Source organism: Roseateles sp. GW835-FHT13E02, from assembly GCF_058794035.1.
The window spans coordinates 1-538 of record NZ_JBXAGJ010000059.1 but is presented as its reverse complement, the minus strand read 5'-3'; the positions used below and the strand labels follow the sequence as shown (position 1 = coordinate 538).

The 538-nt window shown below is 57.4% G+C and carries 1 protein-coding gene; it reads left to right on the top strand.

All coding sequences use genetic code 11. From position 1 onward, the window contains the following. Nucleotides 1-437 (top strand): hypothetical protein (locus AC1Q6P_RS24005; RefSeq protein WP_492666277.1); only part of this gene is annotated, 437 nt, incomplete at its 5' end. Between the last annotated feature and the right edge of the window lie 101 nt (nucleotides 438-538).

Here is a 538-nt window from a genome sequence, read left to right as displayed (position 1 = left end):
ACGTTAGGCCGCACATGGAGCGCACGTCGATCCCGAATGCCTACGCTTCTTTGGCGCTACTCTCGAAGGCCGAGTTGCACGCGCTTGCAGACGGTCTACTTGAGCCCGAACCTTGGGTCGTTGAGCGTTGTGTTGAGTTTGTACTGGCAGAGACGCAGGGCCTCTGGCATGGCCGAGCCAGAGCCATGATGTGCCGCCGCCTAAAACATTGCGATCTTGGCCGCACTCAAAAAGAGAAGCTACTCGCATGCATTCTTGATCGCCTCTCAAACGGTTCGTTCTCTGAGCAGTTCAAAGATCAGTTGCGCCTAGCTATGCACCTCAATCTTCCGCAGGTGCTTGCAGCAAGTCGCAAGTGCCTCAGCAGCAATAAACCATACATCAAGCGCTACGCTGCCTGGGCGCTGTCACCGGAGCATGCGCAGAATGCGGCCTAACTGGTCGCTGGATCCGACTCGCGACGGCTGGTCACTTCAGGCCCTCATTTCATTCTGGGCCTTGCGTGCCCAGACGCCGCTTGCGGCTCAGCTTCAACGTT